19 protein-coding genes are annotated in these 20,841 nt (G+C 62.3%); 5 read left to right on the top strand and 14 right to left on the bottom strand.

The genetic code is table 11. The features are described 5' to 3' along the window. Nucleotides 1-4: 4 nt before the first annotated feature. The 4 genes from betB to T8A63_RS04710 form a co-directional block, all read right to left on the bottom strand. Nucleotides 5-1,462, bottom strand: a complete 1,458-nt coding sequence (gene betB, locus T8A63_RS04725; protein WP_322345121.1) for a betaine-aldehyde dehydrogenase — start codon at nucleotides 1,460-1,462, stop codon at nucleotides 5-7. A 76-nt stretch (nucleotides 1,463-1,538) separates the two neighbouring features. After that, a complete protein-coding gene (gene betI, locus T8A63_RS04720; RefSeq protein ID WP_120351550.1) occupies nucleotides 1,539-2,114 on the bottom strand; it encodes a choline-responsive transcriptional repressor BetI in 576 nt (191 codons plus the stop codon). A 92-nt stretch (nucleotides 2,115-2,206) separates the two neighbouring features. Next, the gene (locus T8A63_RS04715) at nucleotides 2,207-3,136 is read right to left on the bottom strand and encodes a DMT family transporter (protein ID WP_322345120.1); all 930 of its coding nucleotides are present in this window, start codon (nucleotides 3,134-3,136) and stop codon (nucleotides 2,207-2,209) included. 55 nt (nucleotides 3,137-3,191) lie between these two features. Continuing rightward, nucleotides 3,192-3,791, bottom strand: coding sequence for a LysE/ArgO family amino acid transporter (locus T8A63_RS04710; RefSeq protein WP_322345119.1), 600 nt, complete (start codon nucleotides 3,789-3,791; stop codon nucleotides 3,192-3,194). Between the two features lie 89 nt (nucleotides 3,792-3,880). Here T8A63_RS04710 and T8A63_RS04705 point away from each other — a divergent pair, with 89 nt between their 5' ends. Then, a complete protein-coding gene (locus T8A63_RS04705) occupies nucleotides 3,881-4,762 on the top strand; it encodes a LysR family transcriptional regulator ArgP (protein WP_322345118.1) in 882 nt (293 codons plus the stop codon). Here T8A63_RS04705 and T8A63_RS04700 read toward each other — a convergent pair. After that, nucleotides 4,759-5,499 (bottom strand): YebC/PmpR family DNA-binding transcriptional regulator, encoded by a 741-nt coding sequence (locus tag T8A63_RS04700; RefSeq protein ID WP_243262536.1) that lies wholly within the window; start codon nucleotides 5,497-5,499, stop codon nucleotides 4,759-4,761. The two genes, T8A63_RS04705 and T8A63_RS04700, sit on opposite strands and share 4 nt — an antisense overlap. Nucleotides 5,500-5,618: 119 nt before the next feature. Between T8A63_RS04700 and T8A63_RS04695 the strand changes: the two genes are divergently transcribed. Together T8A63_RS04695 and T8A63_RS04690 are read left to right on the top strand one after the other, a co-directional pair. Beyond that, a complete protein-coding gene (locus T8A63_RS04695) occupies nucleotides 5,619-7,391 on the top strand; it encodes an SLC13 family permease (RefSeq protein ID WP_322345117.1) in 1,773 nt (590 codons plus the stop codon). A gap of 79 nt (nucleotides 7,392-7,470) precedes the next feature. Beyond that, on the top strand, nucleotides 7,471-8,328 hold the full coding sequence (locus T8A63_RS04690; RefSeq protein WP_322345116.1) for a bile acid:sodium symporter family protein: 858 nt from the start codon (nucleotides 7,471-7,473) through the stop codon (nucleotides 8,326-8,328). A gap of 62 nt (nucleotides 8,329-8,390) precedes the next feature. On the opposite strand, the gene T8A63_RS04685 is transcribed toward T8A63_RS04690, so the two are convergent. Next, nucleotides 8,391-9,911 (bottom strand): hypothetical protein, encoded by a 1,521-nt coding sequence (locus T8A63_RS04685; RefSeq protein ID WP_322345115.1) that lies wholly within the window; start codon nucleotides 9,909-9,911, stop codon nucleotides 8,391-8,393. Between the two features lie 319 nt (nucleotides 9,912-10,230). Here T8A63_RS04685 and T8A63_RS04680 point away from each other — a divergent pair, with 319 nt between their 5' ends. After that, nucleotides 10,231-11,265: a hypothetical protein gene (locus tag T8A63_RS04680; RefSeq protein ID WP_067627462.1), complete on the top strand. Its 1,035-nt coding sequence runs from the start codon at nucleotides 10,231-10,233 to the stop codon at nucleotides 11,263-11,265. Nucleotide 11,266: 1 nt separating this feature from the next. Here T8A63_RS04680 and T8A63_RS04675 read toward each other — a convergent pair whose 3' ends face one another. From T8A63_RS04675 to mgtE, 4 genes are all read right to left on the bottom strand, one after another. Further along, nucleotides 11,267-13,039, bottom strand: coding sequence for an SLC13 family permease (locus T8A63_RS04675; RefSeq protein WP_300055827.1), 1,773 nt, complete (start codon nucleotides 13,037-13,039; stop codon nucleotides 11,267-11,269). A 94-nt stretch (nucleotides 13,040-13,133) separates the two neighbouring features. After that, nucleotides 13,134-13,946 (bottom strand): TIGR00282 family metallophosphoesterase, encoded by an 813-nt coding sequence (locus T8A63_RS04670; RefSeq protein WP_322345114.1) that lies wholly within the window; start codon nucleotides 13,944-13,946, stop codon nucleotides 13,134-13,136. 57 nt (nucleotides 13,947-14,003) lie between these two features. Beyond that, complete coding sequence (locus T8A63_RS04665; protein WP_322345113.1) at nucleotides 14,004-14,570, bottom strand: 5-formyltetrahydrofolate cyclo-ligase; 567 nt, start codon at nucleotides 14,568-14,570, stop codon at nucleotides 14,004-14,006. Then, nucleotides 14,567-15,970: a magnesium transporter gene (gene mgtE, locus T8A63_RS04660; RefSeq protein ID WP_322345112.1), complete on the bottom strand. Its 1,404-nt coding sequence runs from the start codon at nucleotides 15,968-15,970 to the stop codon at nucleotides 14,567-14,569. The genes T8A63_RS04665 and mgtE overlap by 4 nt, the downstream gene beginning before the upstream one ends. 122 nt (nucleotides 15,971-16,092) lie before the next feature. On the opposite strand from mgtE, the gene guaD reads away from it, so the two are divergent. Continuing rightward, the gene (gene guaD, locus T8A63_RS04655; protein ID WP_322345111.1) at nucleotides 16,093-17,394 is read left to right on the top strand and encodes a guanine deaminase; all 1,302 of its coding nucleotides are present in this window, start codon (nucleotides 16,093-16,095) and stop codon (nucleotides 17,392-17,394) included. A 24-nt stretch (nucleotides 17,395-17,418) separates the two neighbouring features. Here the strand turns inward: guaD and T8A63_RS04650 are convergent, their stop codons facing one another. From T8A63_RS04650 to T8A63_RS04635, 4 genes are all read right to left on the bottom strand, one after another. After that, entirely contained in the window at nucleotides 17,419-17,838 is a 420-nt protein-coding gene (locus T8A63_RS04650) for a CAP domain-containing protein (RefSeq protein WP_322345110.1), read from the bottom strand. Next, nucleotides 17,835-19,169, bottom strand: coding sequence for an 8-oxoguanine deaminase (locus T8A63_RS04645; protein ID WP_322345109.1), 1,335 nt, complete (start codon nucleotides 19,167-19,169; stop codon nucleotides 17,835-17,837). Before T8A63_RS04645 ends, T8A63_RS04650 begins: the two co-directional genes overlap by 4 nt. Before the next feature lie 133 nt (nucleotides 19,170-19,302). After that, nucleotides 19,303-20,103 carry a histidinol-phosphatase gene (gene hisN / locus T8A63_RS04640; RefSeq protein WP_322345108.1) on the bottom strand — a complete coding sequence of 267 codons (801 nt, stop codon included), beginning with the start codon at nucleotides 20,101-20,103 and terminating at the stop codon, nucleotides 19,303-19,305. A 115-nt stretch (nucleotides 20,104-20,218) separates the two neighbouring features. Further along, entirely contained in the window at nucleotides 20,219-20,593 is a 375-nt protein-coding gene (locus T8A63_RS04635; RefSeq protein ID WP_067627478.1) for a helix-turn-helix domain-containing protein, read from the bottom strand. Nucleotides 20,594-20,841: the final 248 nt, after the last annotated feature.

The raw sequence follows: 20,841 nt of genomic DNA, 5'->3' as shown, positions 1-20,841 counted from the left end.
TTGCTTAGAACGGCGCTTCGACATCGCCCATGCGGACGTAGACCGACTTCAACTGGCTATAATGGTTGATCGCCGCCTTAGAGTTTTCGCGGCCCACGCCGGAGTTTTTCATGCCCCCAAAGGGCGCTTCGACGGGCGCGTCATTATAGGTGTTGATGTAGCAGGTCCCCGCCTCAAACCCGGCGGCCACGCGGTGTGCGCGGGTCAGGTTTTGGGTAAAGACACCAGCGGCGAGGCCGAATTCTGTGGCATTGGCACGGGCCATGACCTCGGCCTCATCCTCAAAATCTAGCACGGCCATGACGGGGCCGAAAATCTCTTCGCGGGCGATCACCATGTCGTCTTTGACATCCGCGAAGACGGTGGGCTGCATGTAGAAACCGTCGCGCTCGATCCGTTTGCCGCCATAGACCAGCCGCGCGCCCTCGGCCTCCCCCTTCGCCACATAGTCCAGCGCGATCTGCATCTGGCGGTCGCTGACCATGGGGCCAAAGCTGGTATCGGGGTCCATCGGGTCGCCGATCACGGCGTTATCCAACCGCTCGGCCAGACGCGCAAGAAACGCCTCCTTGATGTCGCGGTGCACAAAGACCCGCGTGCCGTTCGAACAAATCTGGCCGGAGCTATAAAAGTTGCCCAAGATCGCGCCGCTCACGGCGTTGTCGATATCCGCATCTTCAAAGACGATCATGGGGGATTTGCCGCCCAATTCCATCGTGACATGTTTGATGCCCTCGGCGGCGGCTGCATAGACCTTGCGGCCCGTCGGAACGGAGCCAGTCAGCGACACCTTGTCGACGCGGGCATCGGTGACCAGCGACTGGCCCACCTCGCCCATGCCCTGCACCACGTTAAACAGGCCCGCAGGCAGCCCAGCCTCAATGAGTATCTCAGCCACTTTCAGCGCGCAGAGCGGTGTTGTTTCGGACGGCTTGAAGATCATCGCATTGCCGCAGGCAAGCGCTGGCGCGGCTTTCCAGCAGGCGATCTGCGTGGGGTAGTTCCACGCGCCGATGCCCACGCAGAGGCCAAGCGCCTCGCGGCGGGTATAGACCCAATCTTCGCCCAGTTGGATATGCTCGCCCGTCAGGCTGCCCGCCAGCCCGCCGAAATACTCCAAGGCGTCGGCCCCGCTGGTGGCATCGGCGACAGAGGTTTCCTGATAGGGTTTGCCGGTGTCATAGGTCTCCAGCACCGACAGGTCGTGGTTGCGCTCGCGGATCATGTCGGCGGCGCGGCGCAGGATGCGCCCCCGCTCGATGCCTGTCATCGCGGCCCATGCGGCCTGCGCCTTGCGGGCCGAGGTGATGGCTTGTTCGACGATCGCAGGCGTGGCGGCATAGAGCGTGGCGATCGTCTCGCCCGTGGCGGGATAGATCACCGGGATCGGCGTGCCGTTCGTGTCTTCGACATAGGCGCCGTCGATGAAATGGCTGGCTGTGGGCTGGGGATCATAGGACATCAAAGATACTTTCTTGCCTGAAGGGCGGAGTGTTCGAGGAGGCGGAGCGCGGCAATGCCGCCCTTCTCCGCCGTGTTCAGCGGCCCGCTTTCAGCAGCAGGTCGAGGGTATAGAGCGCGCGGGTCATGGCTTCGGCAGCGCTGACATCGTCCGACAGCGCGGCACGCAGATAGAGCCCATCAATCAGCGCCGCTAATGTGTCGGCGTCGCCTTCGGGTTGGGGGCTGATCGGGCGCAACGCATGGGTGAGGTTCGAGCGCAGACGGCTTTGATAAGCTGTCAGCAGCCGCCGCGTTTCGGGATTGGTGCGGGCATGGGCGTAAAGCGTCATCCACGCGCTGATCGTGCCGGGGTGAAAGCCGGTGTCGTCGAAACTCGCGACGATGATCGCCGCCGCCCGGTCGTGGGGCGTGCGGGCCGTGGCCAGCCGTTCGCGCACCCCTGCCGCATATTCCGACAGGATATGCCGCATCGCGGCGAGGAAGATCTGGTTCTTGCCGCCGAAATAGTGATGCGCCAGCGCGCTCGACATGCCTGCCCGCTTGGCGATCTGGCTCACCGTCACATCCAGTGACTGAGCTTCCCCGATCTCGGCGATGGTGGCTTTGACCAGCGCAGAGCGGCGAATAGGTTCCATTCCGACTTTGGGCATTGGATTCGGGTCCTTGGGGCAGTGTTGACCGCCTCAGGATAGGGGAATCTTTATTGACTCGTCAATCAAGTTACCAGAGACCACCGCCTCCGTCAGAATTTCGTGGCGTGAGCGGGCGGCGTGACCTGCCGTTTCAGCATCGCTTCGCGCCAAGTGATAAAGGTAACCGAGCCCAAAATCACGGCTCCGCCCAGCACCACCCAGATGTCCACCGGTTCGGCAAAGACCACCACGCCGAGGATCGTGGCCCAGACCAATTGCAGGAATGTCACCGGTTGCGTCACCGTCACCGGGGCGGCGGCGAATGCCAGCGTCATGGTGAAATGCCCCGCCGTGGCGAAAAAGGCGACCCCGGCGAGGATCAGCAGCTCCTGCGCGGTCGGGGTGATCCAAACGGTAAAGGCAAACGGCGCCAGCCCGATGGTGACGAAGATCGACAGCATCGTGACGATCATCACAGGGCGTGCTTCATCCGCTAGCACTTTGGCCAAGAGGTAGGAGCCCGCAAACACCACCGCCGCTAGCAGCATCGCCAGATGCCCGGTCGAGACTTCGCGAAAGCCGGGCCGCAGGATGATCGCCGCCCCCGCCAGCCCGAGACAGACCGCCACGATGCGCCGTGCCGCGAGCTTTTCGCCCAGAAAAATCGCAGCGCCGACAGTGACATAGATCGGCGCGAGGTAGTTCATCGCCGTGACCTCGGCAATCGGCAGGCGGGTCATGGCGTAGAACCACAAGATCACCCCGCCCGCATGAAAGAACCCGCGCAGACCGAAAAGCCCCCACTGGCGCTTGCTAACGGGGGTCGACAAAAGCGACCGCAGGATCGGCAGAACAAAGACCAGCCCCATGGCGTAGCGCAGGAATGCGGCCTCTGCCGACGGAAGGCGCGGGCCCATATATTTGACCAGCGCAGTCACGCCGATGAAACACGCCCCTGTGACCAGCATCCAAAAGACCCCGACAAGCGGGCGATTGGCGGGAACGGGGATGTCGGGGGTGGTTGCGGGGTTTTGTGTCATGCCGCGACCCTTTCCCAAAGTGCTGCCAAGGGCAAGATGGACGCGGCACTTTTATTCACATCGCAAGCAATTTGATCGCAATCCCCCACATGGTCATGGCGATGACGGCGTCCAAAACCTGCCAACTGCGCGGCTTGGCGAAAAGCGGCGCAAGCAGCCGCGCGCCATAGCCGAGGGCAAAGAAGAACACAAAACTTGCCATCGCTGCGCCGATGCCAAAGCTCATCCGGTCGGGATATTGCGCCGAAATCGAGCCAAGCAGCACCAATGTATCAAGATAAACATGCGGGTTCAGCCAGGTCAGGGCCAGCAGGGTTAGGACCGCCTTGCCCAAGCTGCGGGTGGCCTGCCCTTCGGCCTCCAACCCCTCACCGCCGCGCCATGCCGACACGGCGTTGCGCCAACCGTACCACAGCAAGAAGGCCGCGCCGCCGTAGCGCATCAGTGACCCGAACCACGGTGCCGCTTCGGCCAGCGCGCCGAAACCCGCCACGCCCGCCGTGATCAGAATCGCATCCGAAGTGGCGCAGACCAATACCACCACCAGCACATGCTCGCGCCGCAGCCCTTGGCGCAGGACAAAGGCGTTCTGCGCGCCGATGGCCATGATGAGAGTGAGGCTGAGAGCGAAGCCGGGGAGGAATGAGGTCAGCATTTGGGGCGTCCTGTCTTGGGTTGCTTTTGCCTACCGCGGCGGTACAGATTACTCAAATTCAATAGTCTTCGTTTGGATTAGAAAAACTTATGCAGTTAGACAGCGCCCAACTGACCGCTTTGGCGAGCATCCTGCGACTTGGCAGCTTTGATGCGGCGGCGGCGGCGCTCGGGGTCACCCCCTCCGCCATCTCGCAACGGGTGAAGGCGCTTGAGGATCGGGTCGGCACCACGCTGGTCTTGCGCGGCCAGCCCTGTACAGGCACGCCGACGGGCCAGCGGCTGGCGAAACACGCCGAAGACGTGGCCCTGCTTGAAGCGCGGGCATTGGGCGTCAGCGGCAACACGTCCCCGCCCCGGCTGCGGCTGGCGGTGCCTGCGGATGTTCTGGCGACATGGCTCATCCCGGCCTTGGCGCAGATACCGGATATGCTGTTTGATCTGGTGATTGACGATCAAGACACCTCCGCCGATTGGCTCCGCCGGGGAGAGGTCAGCGCGGCGGTGACAGGACAAGCCCGCGCCGCACCGGGCTGCGATGTGCTGGCTTTGGGTGCGCTGCGCTATCACGCGACGGCAAGCCCCGCCTATGTGGAAAGGTGGTTCGCAGATGGAGTAACTGCTGAGACACTGGCGCGTGCGCCGATGCTGACCTTTAACCGGAAGGATCAACTGCAGGGGCGTTGGCTGATGCAAAAGACCGGGCAGCGGCTAACCCCGCCGAGCCACCACCTGCCCTCAAGCCACGGGTTTGTGACGGCGGCGCGCGAAGGGCTCGGCTGGGGCATGAACCCTGCCCCGCTGGTGACTGAAGATATGGAGATGGGCCGCCTCGTCTCGCTCGACGACGCACTACCGCTGGGTGTGCCGCTCTATTGGCAGGTCGCGCGGATCATGGCGCCCGCGCTCGCCCCGCTCACCGCGGCCATAAGGGCCGCGGCGCGCGAGGCGCTGGTGCAAGGCCCGCGTTAAAGCTGCGCCATAACCTCGTCGGAGGCTTCGAAATTGGTTGTGACGCGCTGCACATCGTCGTCTTCCTCAAGCGCATCAACAAGCTTCATCAGCTTTTCCATGTTCTCAAGGTCCATCTCTGTCGTCGTGACCGGACGCCAGATCAGCTTGGTAGATTCCGACTCGCCCAGTTCCGCCTCAAGCGCGGTCGACACATCGTTGAGATCGGTGTCGGCGCAATAGATGACGTGGCCATCTTCGGAGCTTTCGACATCTTCGGCCCCGGCCTCAATCGCCGCCATCATCACGGTGTCCGCGTCGCCCACGGACGCGGGGTAGATCACCTCGCCCTTGCGCTCGAACATAAAGCCGACCGAGCCTGTCTCGCCCAGATTGCCGCCGTTCTTGGTAAAGGTCGAACGCACGGTCGATGCGGTGCGGTTGCGGTTGTCGGTCATCGCTTCGACGATCACCGCCACGCCGTTCGGGCCATAGCCCTCATAGCGGATTTCCTCGTAATCCTCGCCCTCGCCGCCGATCGCTTTCTTGATGGCGCGTTCGATGTTGTCTTTGGGCATGGACTGGCCCTTGGCCTCTTTCACGGCCATGCGCAGGCGCGGGTTCTTTTCCGGGTCGGGGTCGCCCATCTTGGCCGCGATGGTGATTTCCTTGGAAAGTTTGGAAAACACCTTGGCGCGCAACTTGTCCTGACGGCCCTTGCGATGCTGGATGTTTGCCCATTTGGAGTGACCGGCCATGAATACCTCGTTCTGGCAATGCGTTTGCGCCACTCTATATGCCAGCATCACCGCTGGAACAAGCCACCCGGCCTGTGCTTAGCTTTCCTCCTTTGGGGCAACCACGTTAGACCGGATATATGACCACAGATCAGATCATTCTCTTTACCCTCTTTGGCGCGGTCTTTGGCCTGCTGCTGTGGGGCCGCTTTCGCTATGACATCGTGGCCTTTGGCGCACTGATGGCCGGGGTGGTGCTAGGCGTGGTCCCGACCGAGAACGCCTTTGACGGCTTTGGCCATCCGGCGACGCTGATCGTGGCGCTGGTGCTGGTGGTTTCCGCCGGGCTGGTGCGTTCGGGCGCGGTGATGTTGATCACCCGCACGCTGGTGGACAGTTCGCGCAGCTTGGGCGCGCATATCTCGATCATGGGGGCCGTCGGCGGGGTGCTCTCGGCCTTTATGAACAACGTGGCGGCCTTGGCGCTTTTGATGCCGGTCGACATTCAGACCGCGCGCAAAGCGGGCCGCGCGCCTGGGCTGAGCCTGATGCCGCTGAGCTTTGCCACCATCCTTGGCGGCATGGCCACGCTGATTGGCACACCGCCCAACATCATCATCGCGTCGATCCGGCAGGAATCGCTGGGGGCGCCTTTCAAGATGTTCGACTTTGCCCCGGTGGGCGGTTTGGCCGCCATTGCCGGGCTGATCTTCGTGGCCTTGATCGGCTGGCGTTTGATCCCCGCCCGCGAAGACGCGATGATCGAAGCTGAGGATATCGCGGAATATATCGCCGAGTTGACCGTGCCCGAGGGCAACAAGCAGATCGGCAAGCGTCTGGCAGAGCTACAGGAAGAAGCACATAAGGCCGATGTGGCGATCCTTGGGCTGATGCGGGACGGTAAGAGGCGCTATGGCACCGCGCGCAACGTGGTGCTGCAGGCCGGGGACGCAATCGTGCTGGAAGCCACGCCCGACGGGCTGGACGAATTTCGCAGCACGCTGAACCTCGCGCTGGCGGACAGTGACCGTGAAGACCTGCTGCTGGCCGATGGCGACGGGGTTGAGATTGTCGAGGTCGTGGTGACCGAAGCCTCGCGCCTCAACGGTCGCACGGCGCAGGCGGTGGGCCTCTCGTGGCGCCAGCGCACGGTGCTTCTGGGCCTGTCTCGGCAAGGCCGCAAGATCACCTCGCAGCTGCGCACGACCGAATTGAAGCCCGGTGACATTCTGCTGCTGTTGGTCCCCCGCGACACGGTGGCCCATGTCACCGACTGGCTGGGCGTACTGCCCTTGGCCGACCGTGGCCTTGCCGTGACCCAAGACAGCAAGACGTGGCTTGCCATCGGCATGTTCGCAGGTGCGGTGGCAGCGGCCTCCTTCGGGCTGATCTATTTGCCCATCGCGCTTGGGCTGGTGGTCGTGGGCTATGTGCTGGCCAAGATCGTGCCGCTATCGGAGCTTTACACGCATATCGAATGGCCGGTGATCGTTCTGTTGGGCTCCATGATCCCGCTCGGCGCGGCGCTGGAAACCTCGGGCGGGACCGAGTTGATTGCGGGCGCGCTGGTGGGGCTGACCGAGGGGCTGCCCGCATGGGTCGTACTGACGGTGTTGATGGTCGTGACCATGTCGCTGTCGGATGTGCTGAACAATACGGCGACAACCATCGTCGCCGCCCCGGTGGGCATCCAGATGGCACAGACACTCGGGGTGTCGCCCGACCCGTTCCTGATGGCGGTGGCTGTGGCGGCCTCCTCGGCATTCCTCACGCCGATTGGACATAAGAACAACACCCTGATCCTTGGCCCCGGCGGCTATTCCTTTGGCGATTATTGGCGCATGGGGCTGCCGCTAGAGATCATCGTGGTCGCGGTGTCGATCCCCGCGATCCTCGTCTTTTGGCCACTCTGACGTTGCGCTTCCGGCGCGCGTCAGGCTTGCCAGATCGCATTTGTCGCCCCTAGGCTGATTTCAGCTTTTGGGGGGACAAATGGATATTCTAATCAACGTCGTACTGCCGCTGTCTTTGGCGATCATCATGCTGTCGCTGGGGGTCGGCCTTACGGTCCATGACTTCACCCGCGTCGCGAAATACCCGCGCGCCTTCGGGTTGGGCGCGCTGTGCCAAGTGGTGCTGGTGCCCGTCGCCGCTTGGGCCGTAGCCGTGACCTTCAACCTCAGCGGAGAGCTGGCGGTGGGGCTGATGATCCTGTCCTTCTGCCCCGGCGGGGTGACCTCGAACATGGTCAGCAAATTCGCGCGGGGCGATGTGGCGCTGTCGGTGACTTTGACGGCGGTCGTCTCGCTCCTGAGCATTCTGACCGTGCCGATCTTCACCGCCATCGCCGTGCGGCATTTCATGGGCGATGCGGCCCCGGATGTGTCGGTCGCAACACTTGCCATGGCGATGTTTCTGATCACCACCCTGCCCGTCGCGCTTGGGCTGCTGCTGCGCCACGGCGCTCCAACCCTCGCCGCGCGAATTGAGCCGGGCCTATCGGCCCTCGCCGCGCTGCTTTTTGCGGTGATTGTGCTGGCTGCCCTTGCCGGGAACTGGCGGCTCTTCACCGAGAACCTCGCCAGCCTAGGGCCTGCGCTTATCAGCCTGAACGCGGCATTGATGCTGCTGGGGCTTGGCATCGCCGGGGCCGCAGGACTGGCGTGGCAGACGCGCAAGACGATCTCGATTGAGGTGGGCATCCAGAACGCCACTCTGGGCATCACCCTCGCCGCTTTGATCTCGGGTCAAACATCAGGGTTCAGCGCCTATGCTCTGCCCTCGGCGGTCTATGGGATCACCATGTATCTGGTGGCCCTGCCCTTTGTGCTTTGGTTTCGCAAGCGCTGAGAGTGGACAAGCAAAAGGCGCGCCCCGAGGGACGCGCCTTTCATTTCTGGAATGACGGGCCCTTAAGCCATGTCGAAGGCGTCATCCTCATAGGTGTCGACCTCTTCGTCTTCCTCCGAAGGCATGGAGGCAAGGCTGAGCGCGTCCATAAGAGCGGTCGCGCCGTCGGATGTGTCGGCGGCGTCGGGGTCGGCCATGTCGGGATCGACCATACCCGTCACCTCAAGAACTTCCCCGCCAGTCTCGTCCGAGTCGACGACGAGGCGCATCCCGCTCAGATCGATATCCTCGAACGACAGTGAGCCGGGAAAGGTCCACAGGGTAAAGTTGGTACTGCTGACCTCCCCTTCCGAACTATCAGCGGTCGTGCCGAACTGCAGACCGACATCAAAATTGCCCCCCGCTTGGGGACCGTCGGTGAAACCGTCAACTCCGTCATCAACAGCCTTCACGTCCGTGAGGTGATACCCCTCGGCGTTCACATCAGGGAAGAAGTTCAGTTCTTCGATCGCACTCCCGTCAGTCACATTGAAGAAAAGTCCGTTGATATCTGCGTGGGACTCAGCTTCAGGGTCTGTGGGTGATAGGTTGAAGTGCAACTCGCCATTAGGCATCTCAGTGACGGCGACTGTGGTCTCTCCATTCTCCCCCATCAGGAATTTCAGAACGGTTTTATCGTCGCCACCGGTATCACTACCTTGCGTACCGCCAGAACCGGAGCCCTTCGTGCCGCCAGAACCGGAACCCTTAGTGCCGCCCGAACCAGAACCCTTAGTGCCGCCCGAGCCGGAACCCTTCGTGCCACCAGAACCGGAGCCCTTCGTGCCACCCGAGCCGGAACCCTTCGTACCACCCGAGCCGGAGCCCTTCGTGCCACCCGAGCCGGAACCCTTCGTGCCGCCAGAGCCGGAGCCCTTCGTGCCGCCAGAGCCGGAACCCTTCGTGCCGCCCGAACCAGAACCCTTCGTACCGCCCGAACCAGAACCCTTCGTGCCGCCAGAGCCAGAGCCCTTCGTACCGCCAGAACCGGAGCCCTTGGTGCCACCAGAACCGGAGCCCTTTGTACCGCCCGAACCGGAGCCCTTCGTACCGCCAGAGCCGGAACCCTTCGTACCACCAGAACCGGACCCCTTCGTGCCGCCAGAACCGGAACCCTTCGTACCGCCAGAACCGGAGCCCTTCGTGCCACCCGAGCCGGAACCCTTCGTACCACCAGAACCGGAGCCCTTCGTACCACCCGAGCCGGAACCCTTCGTACCGCCAGAACCGGTGCCCTTGGTGCCACCCGAACCAGAACCCTTCGTGCCGCCAGAGCCGGAACCCTTCGTACCGCCAGAGCCGGAGCCTTTGGTGCCGCCAGAACCGGAACCCTTGGTGCCGCCAGAACCAGAACCCTTGCCGTCATCGCTCCCGTCGAACTTCCCGGCTAGGTTTTCGTCATACCATTTCGCGAAGGAGGACCCCTCTACCCCGCCGTTGTGATAGGACTTTGTACCGCTGGCGTCGCAACCGCTGCCCGCCGCACCATCGGTGGACCAGCTATCGTCTTTACTGTTCCAACCTTTAGAGAATCTGTAACCCATGACACCAATCCCTCATATACTTTTGCAGTCGCGACCGCTTTGCAGCGCCACGTCCCCCACAGACTTGCGAAACTAACAGGCGCAATTCTCTTTCGGCAAATTCTTTCCATTTTTTCGATGAATGAGGCCAGATGTCGACATAATCGCGAAACAGTAACGCGCCCCGCAGACGCATTGTCCTTTGGTATAGATCAAACATGCCGAATGGCGGCGAATCACTCCGGGCGGATAGGCTGAAATTGCCTTTGTTTTGCCCAAAACCCGCCGTACCCTCGACCGTCAAAACGCCTAGACAGACCGAAACACCAGCGGAGGCCCCATGGCACGACCCAAGGAACAAAGCGCTCAGGCGCAGATCGTCGCAGCGGCGCGCAAACATTTCGGCCAAGATGTCGCACGGGTATCGGCACCCGGTGGTGAGAACCGGTCAAGTTTCCGGCTGCACCTGACCGATCGTACCGTCATCGCAACCCTGCGCCCGAACTTTCGCCGCACCCATTTGGAAGCCCATGTGCTGACCGAACTTGGCCGCCATTGCAGCGACCTGCCCGAATGTCTGGGCGTGGTCGGCGAAATCATGTTCCAATCCGATGTCGGCAAACGCCGCCTCAATGTTGAGGTCGCGCAGGTCGCGCCAGCGGTACAGCTTGATCTTGCGGGAGAGGCCGTATCGGCCATTTTTCGCATCCATGGCGCCGCGCGCCAGACCGAGTTGAACGCCATCATGCCGCATCTGGGCAATAACCGCGATTGGGTGCTGAACTTCGTTGATGCGGTGGACTTTCTAAAGGACCTCGGGGGCGGCATTTCAGACCAGTTCGACCGCACCGCCGCCTATGAACGTATCAACGCCCCGGCGCGGCAATTCGTGAAATGGGACTGCCGGTCGGGCAATGCCGCGATTGGCCGGGATGACAAATTGCGTTGGTTCGATTTTGAATATGCCGGGCTGCGCCATGGCGCCGAAGACATCGCTTGGCTGATCGGGGATGAGGCGTGGCCCGTCGCCCCGCAGGACATGGTCGACGTGGTAATCGACGCCTTCGATCCCACCTGCGGCATCCTCCTGCCCGACTACCTTGACTACCTTTCGGTTTACCTAACCTTCCATGCTGTGCAGCGGCTTAAGCTAATCAGCAAGGAAGCCAAGAAACGTGGCTGGCTGAGCAAAGACCGCATCCGGCGCTATGACGATGCAGGGGTGCACCCCGAATTCGCGGCGCATATCTGCCGGGTTGGGGCCTATTTCTCGGACCAATCCGAGCTTACCGCGCCGCTGACACGCAACTTCCTTGAGGCGCAGGCGGGGTTTGACGCGATCGTCGCCCAGACCGAAAAGCAGCGCAGCGCCTGAGTTACCAAAACAGCGGGATCACCGCGCTTACCAACAGCGACATGCTCAGGTTCAGCGGGATCCCGATGCGCATGAAATCGGTGAATTTATACCCACCCGGCCCGTAGACCAGCGTATTGGTCTGATAGCCGATAGGCGTGGCAAAGGCGCAGGAGGCCGCGATCATCACCGCCACAACCAGCGGGCGCGGGTCCATGCCAAGCGCAGTGCTGAGGCTGATGGCGATCGGCGTCATGATCACCGCCACGGCATTGTTGCTGACGATCTCGGTCAGGGTGGTGGTCAGCAGGAACACCGCCCAGATGATGAAAAACGGCGGCAACTGTGCCAATCCCGGCGCGATATTGTCGACGATCAGCGCAATCGCGCCTGAGTTTTGCAGCGCGGCCCCCACGGCCAACATGGCAAAGATCAGTGCCAACAAGCGCCCTTCGACGAAAGAGAATGCCTCCTCCGCGTCGATACAGCCGGTCACCAGCACCACAGCCACAGCGATCACGGCCAAAGCCAAGATCGGCGCGACGTTGAAGGCCGCCAGTGTGACGATGCCCACCAGCGCCGCGATGGCAATCGGCGCATGTCCCCGCCGAAACGCACGGGCCGAGGGTTGGGTCACGTCAACGAGGTTCATCTCGCTGGCCAACCGCTGAATGTCCTCTGCCGCGCCTTCCAGCAGCAGCGTGTCCCCCACTTTGACGATCAACTGGTCAAGCTGTTGGCCGATATTCTGGTTCCGCCGATGCACCGCCAGCGGATAGACGCCATAGCGCCGCCGCAGTCGCATGGAACCCAAGCTACGCCCCACCATCCGGCAACCGGGGGTGATCAGCACTTCGACGGTCGTGGTCTCCACCGCCGAAAGCTGGTCAACCCGGCGCAGTTCTTTGTTGTTTTGCAGGCTCAACAGCTCGGTCATCTGGGTCCGCAGCACCACGCGGTCCCCGACCTGAAGCTCAACGCCTTTGAGGTTGCGACGCAATGAATCGTCGCCGCGCACCACGTCGATCAACCGCACGCCTTCGCGTTTGAACAGCTGCACATCCAGCACTTCGCGGCCAATCAAGTTGCTTTCAGGGGGGATCACCGCCTCGGTAAAGAACTTCATCTTGGAGCGATCCGAGAGCATATTCGCCATGCTGTCGCGCGCGGGCAGCAGTTTGTCGGCGAAAAACAGCATGTAAATCAAACCCCATGTGCAGACGACAAGACCCACGGGAAGGATCTCGAAGATCCCAAACGGCGCCATCCCCTGCGACCGCGCCACACCATCCACCAACAGGTTGGTCGAAGTGCCGATCAGCGTGAGTGAACCGCCCATAATCGCGGCATAGCTGAGCGGGATCAGCAGCTTAGAGGCTTTGGTATTGAGCGTGCGCGTCAGCTGCACCACCACCGGGATCATCACCACGACGACGGGCGTGTTGTTCATAATCGCGCTGGCCGCCATGACCGACAGGATCACCCCCGCCACCGCCGTCTTGGGGTGGGTCTTGGCCGAGCGTTCGGCCAACCGGGTTAGCACATCCAACGCCCCGGTCCGCACCAAGGCCCCCATGATGATGAACATGGCTGCAATGGTCCAAGGCGCGGGGTTCGACAGCACCGCCAGCGCATCGTCATAGGGCAAGACGCCGATGGCCAGCAAAAGCGCGGCACCGGCGATGGCGACCACTTCGGTGGGGAAAGCTTCGCGCAGGAAAAGCACGAACATCATGCCGACGACCACGAGGGTGAGCACCGCCGTCTCCGTCGGAGAGAAGCTGAAAAATTCCATCAAGAACCTGTCATTCGGGCAAAAGGCCGTTGTCCAGTTACGCCGATTGCCGCGCCCTGCGCAAGCCTGACGCATGGGTCGGCAGTGTCAGACCTCAGGGCGTGTTGGTCTGGAGGGCACCGCCCTCGCGCACCGGCACGATCCGCGTGGCACGGCCCGTGCGGTCATCCGTTTCGATATAGACGCCAGACAGCGTCGCCTCGCCATTGGCGGGGGTGAAACGTTCGCGCGGCATGCCGGTGATGAAACGGCGCAGCGGCTCGGCCTTGTCCATGCCGATGACCGAATGGTAATCGCCACACATGCCCGCATCGCTGAGGTAGGCCGTCCCGCCCGGCAGGATCATCGCATCGGCGGTCGGCACATGGGTATGGGTGCCGACGACAAGGCTCGCCCGCCCGTCGCACCAGTGGCCCATGGCCATCTTCTCGCTCGTGGCTTCGCAGTGCATATCGACGATGATCGCCTGCGCCATGCCGCCCAAAGGATGGGTTTTCAGCACCGGCTCCAGCGCCGAAAAGGGATCATCAAAGGGCCGTTTCATAAAGACTTGGCCAAGCGCTTGGGTGACCAGAACCTTCTTGCCGTTCTGCGCTGTGAACAGCTTGGCCCCTTTGCCCGGCGCGGATTTGGAGAAGTTTAGCGGGCGGATCACGCGGGGCTCTTGCTCGATAAAGCTGAGCATGTCTTTCTGGTCAAAAGCATGATCGCCAAGGGTCAGGCAATCGGCCCCGGCCTCTAGCAACGTCTTGGCATGTGCGCCCGACAGGCCCATGCCCCCGGTGGCATTTTCGCCATTCACCACAATAAAATCGAGCTTCCAGTCGCGCCGCAGCCGCGCCAGATTTTCGGTGATCGCCCGCCGTCCGGCCCGGCCCATCACATCGCCAAGAAACAAAATCTTCATAACTTATGGACTAGGACGCAGGCGGCTTGGCGGCAACCCTTATTCCGCCTGGGCGGGTTAGCGTTGCGTCACTTCGATCACACCGGCCTCTGTCACGATCAGATCCAGCGGCTCATCGGTTTCCTCGAGCGGAATGTCATCGCACTCCTGCCCGGCAAAGGCGAAACCAATCGCCATGGTGGCCCGGCGCGCGCGCAGCATCGCCAGTGTCCGATCATAAAATCCGCCGCCGTAGCCCAGCCGAGCCCCCTCCCGGTTAAAGGCCAGCAGCGGAACGATCACGATCTCTGGTTCAAAAAAATCGTTATGTTCGGGGATCATCGCGCCGAAAGTGCCCGCGACCATCGGCGTCTCTGGTGTCCAACGCGAAAAGGACAGCGGGTGGTCGGGCCACATGATCACCGGCACGCCGACCGGGCCGTGGGCGCAGGCCTCGGCCATGGCCGGGCGGGGGTCGATTTCGGTACGAATGGGCATAAAGCCCGAAAGCGGCACGCCGCGATAGCCTGCCAAAACTTCGGAAAGATACCCCGCCTGCGCGGCATTCGCCGCCTCAAACAACGGCTTGCGGCGGGCAAATGCCGCCTTGCGCGCCGCGGCCTTCCGAGTGGCGCAATCGTTCACAGCAGCACCAGCGCCGCAAGCCCGAGGAAGGCGAAAAAGCCAACCACATCCGTCACCGTAGTCACAAAGGCCCCCGAGGCGAGCGCCGGGTCGACCCCGAACCGCTCCAGCAAAATCGGGATACCGGTGCCAGCCAGCCCTGCCACTACGAGGTTAATCACCATCGCGGTCGCGATCACATAGCCAAGCGCCGGAGAGCCGAACCAGATCACCCCGACGATCCCCATGATCACCGCAAAGATCAGCCCGTTCACCAGCCCCACCAGAACCTCCCGCCGGATCACCCGCCAGACGTTGGAGCCGGTAAGGTCTTTCGTCGCAATCGCACGCACCGCGACGGTCAGGCTCTGCGTGCCCGCGTTGCCGCCCATGGAGGCGACGATCGGCATCAGCACCGCCAGCGCCACGATCTGCGCAATCGCGGCCTCGAACTGAGAAATCACCATCGATGCGGCAATCGCCGTCACGAGGTTCACCGCAAGCCATGGCAGACGCTGTTTGGTCGTTTCCGCCACACGGTCGGAAAGTGAGCCCTCGCCCACACCCGCCAGTCGCAGGATGTCTTCTTCGTGTTCTTCGTCGAGCACCGCCATGGCGTCGTCGATGGTGATGACACCGATCAACCGCCCTTCTTCATCAACCACAGGGGCCGAGATCAGGTGGTACTGGTTAAACGCATAGGCCACATCGCCCTCATCCCGCATCGCGGGGATGATCTGGAACGTTTCCTCCAAGATATCCGCCAGCCGCGTCTCGCGGCGCGAGCGCATCAGTTTGCCCAGTGTCACATTGCCCACCGGGTGCAGGCGCGGGTCGACCATGACGATGTGATAGAACTGATCTGGTAGGTCTTCTTCCTTGGTGGCGCGCAGATGGTCGATGGTCTGGCCCACCGTCCAATGCTCGGGCGCCATCACAACCTCGCGCTGCATCAGACGACCGGCGGAGTATTCTGGCCAGTTCAGCGCCTGTTCAACGGCGACCCGGTCGGTTTCCTCCAGCGCGTCGAGGATGGTTTCCTGCTGCGCGTCTTCCAGATCTTCGATCAGGTCGACGACATCATCGCTGTCCAGTTCACGCACCGCTTGGGTCAGAACCTGCGGCGTCAGGATGGAGATGACTTCCTCGCGGATCGACTCGTCGAGTTCCGACAGAATCTCACCGTCGAATTCCTGCCCATAAAGCCGGATTAGTGCGGCGCGGTCATCCTCGTCGATCTGCTCCAAAAGGTCAGCGATATCCGCCGCGTGCAGCGGCTCCATCAACTGGGTCAGATGGGCTTGATCGTTGGCCTCTACGGTCTCAAGGATCGCGGCAACGGCCTTGCGGTCCAGCATATAGGCCTCGGCAGTCTCCTCAGAGGCTACCGCCGGATCCAGCTCTTCAATCTGCTCTGACATCCGCTGCTCTCCGTGCCTGTGCCCTTGTTGGAGGCGACAATAGGCGAGCGGCCTCGGGGGTACAACGGCACCCGCGACGCTTCGGTATTGTTCCCCGTCTCGCCCTCACCTAAACCACTGGCATGACAAATCAACGACTCCTTTTGGGCGCGACGCTCAGCTATTCCGGCAACCCGATGCAAAGCGCGTGGGAGGATGCCGTGAAGATCGACACCGAAGGCGGTGTCTTGATCGAAGACAGTCGCATTGTCGCCGTGGGCAATGGCGAACGCCTGCGTGCCGACCATCCGCAGGCCGAGGTGACGCGCTACGCCGATGCGCTGATCTGCCCGGGGTTTGTCGATGCCCACGTGCATTATCCGCAGACCGCGATCATCGCGTCATGGGGCAAGCGGCTGATCGACTGGCTGAACACCTACACCTTCCCTGAAGAGATGCGCCTTTCGGATCCGGCCTATGCGGGCGACATCGCCGCGCGCTATTTGGACCTGACGCTGGCCCATGGGACCACCACTGTTGCGTCTTACTGCACGATCCACCCCCACAGCGCCGACGCGCTGTTTCAGGCGGCAGAGGATCGCGGCCAACGGATCGTAGCGGGCAAGACCTGCATGGACCGCAACGCCCCCGAGGGGCTGCGCGACACGGTGCAATCGGCCTATGACGACAGCAAAGCGCTGATCGAGCGTTGGCACGGCAAGGGCCGCGCGAGCTATGCGATCACACCGCGTTTCTCTCCCACCTCGACGCCCGAGCAACTCTCGGCCCTCGGTGCGCTTTGGGCGGAGCATCCGACCTGTCTGATGCAGACCCACCTTAGCGAGCAGACGGATGAGATCGAATGGGTGCGCGGGCTGTTCCCAGAGGCGCGCGATTATCTTGATACCTATGAGGCCCACGGGCTGCTAGGCGAGCGCGGGCTTTACGGCCATGCGATCCACCTAGAGCCGCGTGAGATTGACCGGCTGGCAGAGACAGGCGGGGCGCTGGTGCATTGCCCCACCTCCAATACGTTTATCGGTTCGGGGCTGTTTGACATGACCGGGCTTGCCGCGCGGGGCATTCCGCTGGCGCTGGCGACGGATACCGGGGGCGGCTCGTCCTTTTCGATGCTCCGCACAATGGCGGCGGCCTATGAGGTCGGCCAGTTGCGCGGCACCCCGCTGCACGCGGCGCAGCTGATCTGGCTCGCCACCGCAGGCTCGGCCCGCAGCCTTCATCTGCAGGATCATGTGGGTTCTCTAGCGACTGGGATGGAGGCGGATATCACCGTGCTATCGCTCGACTCGACCCCCGCTATCGCACAGCGTCACGCGGCTGCCAAAGATATCTGGGAAAGCCTCTTCGCCACCATCATGATGGGCGATGACCGCGCGATTGCAGATGTTTGGGTTGCGGGTGCGCGTCGGGGTGGCACGGCGTAACGCACCACCCGCGATTGGGTCACGTCAGCAGGGCGCGCCCAACACCATGACCCAGACCTCGCTATCGGTCCGCACCAGCCCCATCTCTTCGGCGCGGCTGTCGACCATATTGCGGTAATGCCCCGGCGAGTCGGTCCAACCGGTCATGACCTCATCCAAGGACTGCTGCCCCTTGGCGATATTTTCGGCCACAAAACACCATTGATAGCCCGCCATCGCGGCACGACGGCCCACATCCGTGCCATCGCGGCCCTTGTGGCTGAAATAGTCGTGCTCTGCCATATCGCTGGCATGGGTTTGCGCCGCTTGCGCCAAACGGCCATCATAGACGAGAGGTTTGAGCCCCTGCACATCCCGCAACGCATTTACGCGCTCCAACCCCATGGGGTCGGCCAATGCCGGCATGCCCGCCAGCATCAGGATCGATAGAAAAAATGGCCTCATTCAGCCAAGCCTTTCGCCAATTCGTTTTGCCGCGCCACCTGTGCGGCCAAGTCAATCGTGGTGACGTGACCATCGCGCACCACCTGACGGCCTTCAACGAAAAGGTCGCGCACCGCCGTCGGACCGGCAAGAAGCAGCGCAGCCGGATCCCAACTGCCTGCGCTATGCACGCCGGAGACATCCCAGATTGCCACATCGGCCCGTTTGCCGGGCATCAGCCGCCCGCAATCAGGGCGCCCCAGCACATCCGCCCCGCCGCGTGTGGCCAGTTCCAAAGCGGCACGCGGGCTCATCGCATCAGCGCCGCGTGCCACGCGCTGCAACAACATCGCCTGCCGCGCCTCAGCGGCGAGATTGCCGCTGTCGTTGCTGGCCGATCCATCGACCCCCAGCCCCAGCGGCACGCCTGCATCCAGCATCGCCCGCACCGGCGCGATGCCTGACCCAAGGCGGCAATTGGAACAGGGGCAATGCGCGACCCCGGTGCCTGTGCGCGCGAAAAGGTCAATCTCCGCCCCGTCCAACTGCACGCAATGGGCATGCCAAACATCATCGCCCAGCCAACCAAGGCTTTCGGCATATTCTCCGGGGCGGCAGCCAAATTTCTCCAGCGAATATGCCACATCCTCGGCATTCTCGGCCAGATGGGTGTGCAGCATCACGCCTTTGTCCCGCGCCAGAAGCGCCGTGTCGCGCATCAACTCGCGACTGACTGAGAAAGGTGAACAGGGCGCCAATCCGACACGACACATCGACCCCTCCGCAGGATCATGGAAGGCGTCGACCACGCGGATGCAATCTTCCAAGATCGCCGCCTCCCGCTCCACCAGCGCATCGGGTGGCAGGCCACCATCACTTTCCCCGATGCTCATTGAGCCGCGCGTGGGGTGAAACCGCAGGCCCAGTTCGGCGGCGGCATGGATCGTATCCTCCAGCCGCACGCCGTTTGGGTAGAGGTAAAGGTGATCCGAGCTCAGGCTACAGCCTGACAGCGCCAGCTCCGCCAACCCAATCTGGGCCGAGACGAACATATGCTCCGGCCCCATACGCGCCCAGATGGGATAGAGCCGCTGCAACCAGCCAAAAAGCAACGCGTCCTGTGCGCCCGGCACGGCGCGGGTCATGCTTTGATACAGGTGATGATGCGTGTTCACGAGGCCCGGCGTGACGACGCAGCCCTTCGCCTCGACAATCTCGCCCTCCGTCCGAAGGCCCTGCCCGATCTCGGCAATCACCCCGTCGCGCAGCAGCAGGTCTGCACCTGCAAGCTCCCGCCGGGTATCGTCCATCGTGATAAGGTAATCCGCGCCGCGGATGAGGGTCTCTGCCATAGGTCACACTTTTCGCTATGCCCGTCTCATGCAAAGTGTGTGTGGCCGATGGAAAACGAGCGAGAGAACCGGCCTTTAGGGCATTTATCGCATCCCGCCGGGGCCGGTCAATCCGCGTGTTTCGACAATTGGATCAATATGTAGAAAGGATCGCAAGCGCCTGCGCGTGGATTTCGCGGTTGGCCGCCGCAAGCGCCCTGCCCCCTTCATGCACCGGATTGCCCTGCCAATCGGTGACGATACCCCCCGCCGCTTGGATCACCGCGATGGGCGCTTGAATGTCATAGGCGTTCAGCCCTGCCTCGATCACCAGATCGACCTGCCCAGCCGCGACCAGCGCATAGGCGTAGCAATCCATGCCGTAACGTGTGAGCAGCGCCCGCGACGCCACGGCCCCAAAGGCGCTGGCTTCATCGGTGCTGCCGACCTCGGGGAATGTGGTGAAAACGATAGCCTGCCGCAGGTCCCGCGCCGCGCGGGTCTGCAAGGGGCGGCTTCCATGCGGCCCAGTCATCAGCGCGCCATCCGGGGCGCCCTCGAAACGCTCGCCGATATAGGGCTGGTCAATGATGCCGTAGAATGGCCCCGACACATTGCTGACCGCGATCAGCACGCCCCAAGTCGGCGTACCGCTGAGAAACCCGCGCGTGCCGTCAATCGGGTCAAGCACCCACGTCAGCCCCGACGTGCCGGGCTGCGCGCCATATTCTTCGCCCAAGATGCCATCGGCGGGCCGTTCCGCCGCCAAGATATCGCGCATCGCCCGTTCGGCGGCGCGATCCGCCTCGGTCACGGGGTCAAAACCCGTACCGAGCTTATTGTCGGCCTGCAAATCAAGGCTGCGGAAATAGGGCAGGATCACCTGACGCGCCGCATCTGCCATCAGATGGGCGACGCGGCGAATATCGGGATCAAAATCAGTGGCGTTCATCATGACGAAGACCTGACAGTTTGCGCGGGTTTGCGCAAGCCTGCCAATGCTTTAGAAAGTTGGACCCTAGAAAGCTGGCCCTTCAAAAGCTAGGCCAAGAAAGACGACCCGGATGGGTTCAGGCCACATCGCTCAACACGCGGGCCAGTTCGAACAACCGGCGGCGCTGGTTCTCGGGGATGGCATAGTAAGAACGGACCAGCTCCATCGCCTCTTTATCGGCCATCAGATCGGCGGGCAGCCCATCCACCGATGGGCCATCTGCGCCCTCCTCGTCTTTCAGTCCCTCAAAGAAGAAAGACACAGGCACGCCAAGCGCATCCGCGATATCCCAAAGCCGCGAGGCGCTGACGCGGTTCGCGCCGGTTTCGTATTTTTGTATCTGTTGGAATTTGATCCCGACGAGTTCCGCCAGTTTCTGTTGGGTCATCCCCGTCAGCCAGCGCCGCTGCCTGATACGTTTACCCACATGTACATCTACCACATGCACCATATTCTTTAATCCTTATAGGGCACATGCGACCGTGCCAATCTCTGTTCCAAACAAGGACGAAGTGTGCCGTTGCTTCACGCAATACCGCAGGGGTTGCGTGAAAGTCCTACCTCCTATCATAGCGGTTGCGTTGAATTCGGCAAAGAAATTTCACGTGATGGTAAAAATCTGTTCCGTTTCTACTGCAACCTCAGGCGGTGCACTGCCCCTCTCTCTCTTTGACCAGCGGGCGTTGAATCTCCAAGTTT

The organism is Sulfitobacter sp. OXR-159 (genome assembly GCF_034377145.1).
Classification (GTDB): Bacteria; Pseudomonadota; Alphaproteobacteria; order Rhodobacterales; family Rhodobacteraceae; genus Sulfitobacter.
The sequence above is the reverse complement of the archived record's forward strand: the minus strand, read 5'-3'. Positions and strand labels throughout refer to the sequence as shown.